The 5,271-nt window shown below is 31.9% G+C and carries 8 protein-coding genes; 3 read left to right on the top strand and 5 right to left on the bottom strand.

Going from position 1 to position 5,271, the window contains the following annotated elements; genetic code table 11:
* Positions 1-248 precede the first annotated feature (248 nt).
* From PX700_RS21565 to uraH, 3 genes are all read right to left on the bottom strand, one after another.
* Positions 249-659, bottom strand: coding sequence for a hypothetical protein (locus tag PX700_RS21565; RefSeq protein WP_446701177.1), 411 nt, complete (start codon positions 657-659; stop codon positions 249-251).
* 338 nt (positions 660-997) lie between these two features.
* Positions 998-1,483 (bottom strand): GlcG/HbpS family heme-binding protein, encoded by a 486-nt coding sequence (locus tag PX700_RS21560; RefSeq protein ID WP_446701176.1) that lies wholly within the window; start codon positions 1,481-1,483, stop codon positions 998-1,000.
* On the bottom strand, positions 1,484-1,867 hold the full coding sequence (uraH, locus tag PX700_RS21555; RefSeq protein ID WP_446701175.1) for a hydroxyisourate hydrolase: 384 nt from the start codon (positions 1,865-1,867) through the stop codon (positions 1,484-1,486). It abuts the gene before it with no gap.
* A gap of 252 nt (positions 1,868-2,119) precedes the next feature.
* Here uraH and PX700_RS21550 point away from each other — a divergent pair, with 252 nt between their 5' ends.
* Complete coding sequence (locus tag PX700_RS21550; RefSeq protein WP_446701174.1) at positions 2,120-2,806, top strand: IS6 family transposase; 687 nt, start codon at positions 2,120-2,122, stop codon at positions 2,804-2,806.
* Positions 2,807-3,494: 688 nt separating this feature from the next.
* Here the strand turns inward: PX700_RS21550 and PX700_RS21545 are convergent.
* Complete coding sequence (locus PX700_RS21545; RefSeq protein WP_446701173.1) at positions 3,495-3,734, bottom strand: hypothetical protein; 240 nt, start codon at positions 3,732-3,734, stop codon at positions 3,495-3,497.
* A 44-nt stretch (positions 3,735-3,778) separates the two neighbouring features.
* Positions 3,779-4,030: a helix-turn-helix transcriptional regulator gene (locus PX700_RS21540; protein ID WP_446701172.1), complete on the bottom strand. Its 252-nt coding sequence runs from the start codon at positions 4,028-4,030 to the stop codon at positions 3,779-3,781.
* 386 nt (positions 4,031-4,416) lie between these two features.
* On the opposite strand from PX700_RS21540, the gene PX700_RS21535 reads away from it, so the two are divergent.
* Together PX700_RS21535 and PX700_RS21530 are read left to right on the top strand one after the other, a co-directional pair.
* Complete coding sequence (locus PX700_RS21535) at positions 4,417-4,788, top strand: winged helix-turn-helix domain-containing protein (protein WP_446701171.1); 372 nt, start codon at positions 4,417-4,419, stop codon at positions 4,786-4,788.
* On the top strand, positions 4,785-5,072 hold the full coding sequence (locus tag PX700_RS21530) for a MaoP family protein (RefSeq protein WP_446701170.1): 288 nt from the start codon (positions 4,785-4,787) through the stop codon (positions 5,070-5,072). Before PX700_RS21535 ends, PX700_RS21530 begins: the two co-directional genes overlap by 4 nt.
* Positions 5,073-5,271: the final 199 nt, after the last annotated feature.

The raw sequence follows: 5,271 nt of genomic DNA, 5'->3' as shown, positions 1-5,271 counted from the left end.
ATCTCCACCAAAATTTAATCTGTGATATGTAATTATTTTGTAACTTCTATTCTAAACAATAAAAAATCAAATATAGATAGTGACATTAGGGTATACCCAATTGGCGCATGACAATGAAGTTATGACTCATTTTAGCTGTATTTGAATTAAAACGTGACCTCTATCTAGTAAAAAGGTCGCCAAATATTAGCGACCTTTACAATAGTGAATATCAACATTTCAGCCAAAATAAAAAATCATAATAACGCTTATTTTTTAAGAGTCCAAAGATCATAATCTCTTAAAATGTATAAAGTTAAACATGCTGCAAGCATTGGCCATGCTGTAAAAAACAAAAGATTATTTAGTGGATCAAGGTATTTTAAAAAAGACGAAAATGTCGATGCACTATGAAATATTAACACAGTTAAATATGTTATATTTTTATATACTCCTAATAGAAAAATCGAAATGAAAATAAGCTGTATAATCCCTATAAAAATAGAAAATCCAACTGATATTTCTAGACCATAAAAACTTGAAAATACTTTTAATGCATGTTCTGGAACCATTACCTTATCTAATGCCCAAACAATAAAGACTACAGCAATAGTAACTCGCAAACTCAATAAACTAAGAGCTAGTTTTTTCTCCAAAGGTACAGCGCAATAAAAACTCATATAAAAAAACCCTCTATTCATTTCTAAATTTAAACTAAACTGTTTAGTTTAAATTTATGACTACATATAATTAATATAGTTCATTTAGGTATCGCTTCAATACCAATGACATTAGGGTTTACCCAATTGGCGCATGACAATGAAGTTATGACTCATTTTAGCGATATTTGAGTTAAAACGAGATCTATAGCAACAAAAAAAGCCGCTAAATTTTAGCGGCCTTTGTTTGCTGTTCGTTATGCAAAATGAACGATCATTCATTCAGGCGCATTACGGGCGTTATGTTTAATTGTTAACATGTTCAGGATCTTCTGCGTTTCTTGATCAATCATTAACTTTTATTGTTTGATCACACTTTTTATTCCTACATTAGCATATCGAACGTCTTCACTTCCATGTGCACCTCCCACTCCAACAGCACCAATAACAAAGCCGTTTATAATAATGGGTACACCGCCATCAAGGATTAATATATTTTCATCTAAGTATCTTAGATCACTAGGTATTTTTCCTTCATTAATTCCTTTGGCAATCTCAGCTGTATCTCTTTTTTGTGAATTAGCGGTATAAGCCTTTTTATAACTGGCTCTGATTGTATGCACACCAGCATCATGGTGTCTTAGTACAGCGAGTGATTGACCAGAACGATCGACAACGGTTACAGTTATTGTTTTTGATTCTTTTGTTGCAGCATCTAATGCTGCTTGAGCTATTTTTGTTGCCATATCACTGGTAATTATTGGTCTTGTGATTATATCGTTTGCATACACATTAAGAGAAAATAAACCAAGCGCAATTGTTAATAATACATGCAATGTCTTCATTTAATTTCCTCGATAAGTAGAATAAGCGAAGGGGCTCAATAATAATGGTATGTGGTAGTGCTCATCATTATCGCTAATCATAAAATCTACAGGTATATTTTTATAAAAAGAATCTATTTTCTTACTGTTAAAATAATTTTCCACGTCAAAAATCACTCGGTACTCTTTGCTTTTACCTAGTTCAAACTTTGCAATGCGACCATTTTTGTCTGTTATTTGAGTTGACTTTAATTCCCAGTCGTTTCCTGTTTTTTCATAAAAATCCACTTCAACTCCCGTGCCAGGTAGGCCGAGATTGGTATCTAAAACGTGTACACTCACATCAGCAAGAACGGATGAAGAGAATAAACAGATAAGAGATATTGCACTTTTTTTAAACGGCATATTAATTTCCTTAAGTAAAAAATCATGTGTGTACCGTAGAACTACCATTAAATATCTTAGTTTATGTAGATTTCATTAAGTTATAAGCTCCACGTTATTCGAATATATAGAGCGAGATATAGGACTATTAGTTTCAAATAAAAAATCAATTTTGCTACATAAGTCACTTTTTTGGGTTCTGTCGCATGGCAGGGAACTAAATCGACCGAGTGATGCTCAAATTGGTGTTTTTAACATTAACTCGAGTATTACATGGACTTCTCAGGCTACCAATTCCCATCTGATATTATCCTTCAAGCTGTACGTTATTACGTCTCTTACAAACTTAGCACTCGTAATATCGAAGAGATTTTTACAGAGCGCGGTAGAGCTATTGATCATTCCACCGTAAACCGTTGGGTTATTACTTTTGCGCCTATGCTAGAGCAGAACGCTCGTCAATTGAAACGCAAAGTATCCTCATCATGGCGCATGGATGAAACCTACATCAAAATTAAGGGCGAATGGTGGTATTACTACCGAGCCGTTGATAAATATGGTGACATCGTAGATTTTTATCTAAGCAAAGAACGCGATGAAAAAGCGGCGCAAGCCTTTCTACGTAAGGCAATCAATACTAATGGATTGCCAGATAAATTGGTCATAGATAAGAGTGGGGCTAATGCGTTGGCTCTACATAATCTGAACATCAAATTATGGCTAAGCGTTGTTTTTATGCTGAACTTAATTGATATAGTCGATGTAAAATATCTCAATAACACTGTTGAGCAAAGCCATAGGCCAATAAAGCAAAAGATGTATCAGGCATTGGGTTGGAAATCTGTGGAAGGTGCAACTGCAACTATGTCAGGTCAAGAAGTTTGGACTCAAATTAAACGGGGTCAAGTTGGCGATGTAAGTTTACCCGTATGGGAGCGCTTTTACGCGCTCGCTGCATAATTGTGTCTGGAATTCGGCACGTTTGTGCTTAATTCAAACTTTGCGACAGAACCCTATTTTAACCCTTATAAATAAACCAGAGCTTGGATTCTTTAAATATGACAGTTTAGAGATCAAATTTGATAAAAATGAAAACGCATTCATTTTTGAGCACTCAATAGTCCCTCTTGAAGAATTATTTTTTGGAGGACAATTAGTAGAACAAGTCCTCGTAGAATTATCTGAAATTAAAGCGATAACTGAAGTGGCCAACTAAATTTGACTATATTTTCTAGAGCGAAAGATTGAGGTAAAACGATTTTTGCTGAACTTACCGCAAAAAATATCTTTCATTAAAAATGCTAACCAATCTGTCATAACAATGAAATATTAAAACGCTAATAATTACCTTTATTTTATGAGTCATAAATAATGGTTGAATTTTTTGATGAATACCTTCAAGCCATACTATGTATATCTAGTTTCTTAATATCAGGTGCTTTATTGGGGATAGCTTACTATTTTGATAAACCACAACGTCTAGATTAATACTCCTCCCTCTAGTGACATTAGGGTTTACCCAATTGGCACATGACAATAAAGTTATAACTCATTTTAGCGAAGTTTTAATTAAAACGTGATCATAAGCTAAGAAAAAGACCGCCAATTAAAGCGACCTTATACTGCAATACGTAGAACGGGAGGAGATTTAGCTTATAAAAGGTAAATTAACTAATTTACATTCCACCGCTCTTGATATTTGAAATGGTGACATACCTAATTGACGTAATATGTCACATGAAGACCTTGCACTTTCTTTTGTTTCTCTTCCTAATAAATAGGATTTAAGATCTTTAATATGATAATCAACAACCAGTTGATCAATCTCATTACCTCTTAATGATTTTATATTCTCGACCTGCATTGGTCGAACAGTAGCATATTTCATGACATCCTCTTCTTCATGTTTTAATCCTTTAAATCTATTGCACTCTATGTTCTTTTTGTTTGAAGCCAATCTTCAATTTCGATTAGTTTCCACTTAAACACGCGACCGATTTTATACGGTTTAGGAAAATCAGTGACCACATCTGTTTCAAATTGTGTAAACCACTTTTTCCTATCTGGCAAAATCTTTGATAAATTTGGCTGTATTGAATCATCATGAATATCGCACCATTTATATAATGTTGATTTACTTATCCCCAAATCGTCACAGATTGTATTTTCATCAATTAACTTCATGTATCCATCCAAATTTTACCATCCATAATAATTTTAAAAACACCTAACTGTATAAGAAAGTAAAACAAAATAATAGGACGATATACTTATCAATAGAATAATCAGTAGCAAGAAATGGAAAGAGGGAACATTTCAATAACACATTGCATATGTAAATATGTTTAACTTTTGAGAATGTTAATGCTATTGACATAAAAACCATTAAGAACATACCGCTTATTCCTTTTTAATAATAAAAAACTTATTTCCTACAACAAAACTGAATAATAAACGCAGTAAAAACAGTAGTAATTTAAATGAAATAAAACGTATACTCCAAATATCTAATCATTACTAAGCTACTAATATTCAATGATATTTATACTTAATTTATATATGTATTTTTAATGGATAAAATCAAATTTCACTTAAACAAAAAAAACAATTATATTTATTTAAATAATAAAAAGATTTTAAAAATAAATGATACAGAATATAAAATATTAACTTTGTTATTAAATAACAATCGCATATATAGTAAAGATGAATTACTCGCTGCTGCGTGGAATAAAGGTACGTATTACAACTCTGTTGTTCCTCAAGCGATATCCTTATTAAGGAAGAAATTATATAAGCACAATATTGATGCCATTATTACTGTTAGAAGTAAAGGTTATAAGTTCAACACCCTAATATATTACAAATCAAATAGTTTAGTTATAAAAATTAAACGTATTATTAATATAATAACACGCAATCTTAATAGAGATAAAGAATGAGAAAGAGCATTAGATTCTATGATGACATTAATTTTCCAAAAGGATTTAATCGTAAAGGATTCACAATTAAAGAAGCGATAATTTTAGATAATTACGGGTTGACAATGAAAGGACTTATTGACAATTCATTAATTCCTGATAGTAAAGAAGAAGAATTATTTTTACTTGGTGTTAAAAATGAAGATAAATCGGTCTCTTTATTTGTTCATTGTTGGTTAAAATATTTAGATTTAATTACCACTAAACCAAAATTTCACACATTATGTGGTAGCAAATCAAGATAATTCATAACAAGGATATTTTATCCCCCTATGCATGACATTAGGGTACGCCTTAATGTCACATGACAATGAAGTTATGACTCGTTTTCTTAAAATTTGAATTAAAGTGTGAGCACGATCAAAAAAAGGTCGCCAAATTTGACGACCTCTTCATAATCAATAACGTGAATACTATTGAGCTAGGCTTACACGATCTACATCA

It is taken from the genome of Pseudoalteromonas sp. TP27 (assembly GCF_056470645.1).
This window is presented reverse-complemented; position numbering and strand designations above follow the sequence as displayed.